The 1,551-nt window shown below is 73.6% G+C and carries 2 protein-coding genes; both read right to left on the bottom strand.

Translation table 11 applies throughout. The features are described from left to right. Positions 1-1,069 (bottom strand): serine/threonine-protein kinase (locus HMPREF3159_RS00545; RefSeq protein ID WP_141748004.1); only part of this gene is annotated, 1,069 nt, incomplete at its 3' end. After that, on the bottom strand, positions 1,066-1,551 hold a 486-nt coding region (locus tag HMPREF3159_RS00540), incomplete at its 5' end, for an FHA domain-containing protein (protein ID WP_141748003.1). The genes HMPREF3159_RS00540 and HMPREF3159_RS00545, both read right to left, overlap by 4 nt.

Raw genomic sequence — 1,551 nt, 5'->3', positions numbered from 1 at the left:
CGCCCGACCAGCTCGCGGGACCCGCCGGGGCGGGGGCGGCTCCGAGCGCCGGGGCGACCCCGGCATAGGGGTCCCTGCGCCGACGGCCGCCGGGGCCGGTGCCCGTCTCGGGGTCGACGGTGGCGACCTTCCGGATCCGGGTGTGCTCGACGAGCTCGTCGTCATCGCCGTCGTGGGCGGGGGCGGCGCCGCGGTCGTCCAGCACGTCCATCTGGGTGACCGGGAGCGAGAGCGAGAGCTCCACCTGCTGCAGCGCACGGCCGAAGGCCAGCGCGGTGTCGTAGCGGCCGGCGGGGTCCTTCGCCATCGCGATGGACAGCGCGCGGTTCAGTTCCGGGGGCACGTCGGGACGGTTCAGGGCCGGCAGCGGCTCGCTCGCGATGCGCTGGATCAGGTCGGTGGCGGTGTTGCGCTGCCCGCGCCGTTCGAAGGGAGTCTGCCCGGCCAGCAGCGAGTACACGCTCGCGGCGAGGGAGAACACGTCGCTGCGCACGTCGGCGCGCGGCGGGTCGGCGAAGAACTCGGGCGGCGACCAGGGGATCGACATGCCCTGCGAGTCCTCGACGTCGTCCCCCTGCCCGGCGGCGATGGAGATGCCGAAGTCGGTGAGGGCGGGCCGGTTGTAGTCGGTGACCAGGATGTTCGCGGGTTTGATGTCGCGGTGGAGGATCCCGGCGCGGTGCGCGGTCTCCACGGCACCGGCGATCTGGACGCCCACGCGCAGCGCCTCGGCGACGGTGATCCGCTCCTTGCGGAAGCGCACGCCGTAGTTCGGGCGCGAGCAGTACTCCATCACGATGTAGGGGCGGTGGTCCTCGGAGACCTCGGCCTGGTGGATCGTGACGATCGAGGGGTGGGTCGACATCTGGGCCATGACGTTGGCTTCGGAGTCGAACTGATGGCGCACGGAGTCGTCGAGCACCGTGGACAGCATCACCTTGATCGCGACGCGGCGCTGCGGCCGTGCCTGGCGGTACAGGAACACGTCCGCGAACCCGCCCGAGCCGAGCAGCTTCTCGTACTCGTAGCCGGCCAGGCGCGGCGGTGCCGAGGGCGGTCTCGAGCTCATGGCTTCTCCCCGTACGTCAGGTGCACTTCATCCCCCAGGTCCAGCAGGTCGCCGTCGTGGAGCACCACGCCCTCGCGGGGGCGCAGCCGCAGCGGCTCGTAGCCCTCGCGGTGCAGCGTGGTGCCGTTGGTGGTGCCGAGGTCGAGCGCGACCACGTGCCATCCCTCGAGCCTCAGCTCGAGGTGCGAGCGGGAGATGTCCTGCTGCGGGCTCGGCACCGTGATCAGCTGCGGCACGTCGCTGCCGCTGACGCGGGACGCCCGGGGGCGCCGGCCGATGACGGCGGTGCGGTCGAGCACGAACCCCTCCCCCGTGCTCACCGCGACGGCGCCCAGCGGCGGGCGTGCGACGGTGCGGGTGGGGCCGCTGAGCGGCGCGGCGCAGAGCCGGCACGCCGACCTCTCCGGCGAGTTCGCGTGGCCGTTCGCGCACACCAGCCCCGGCAGCGCCACGGCGGCGCCGCCCGAGCCGCGGGTGGCGGG

It is taken from the genome of Brachybacterium sp. HMSC06H03 (assembly GCF_001807385.1).
Lineage (GTDB): Bacteria > Actinomycetota > Actinomycetes > Actinomycetales > Dermabacteraceae > Brachybacterium > Brachybacterium conglomeratum.
The sequence above is the reverse complement of the archived record's forward strand: the minus strand, read 5'-3'. Positions and strand labels throughout refer to the sequence as shown.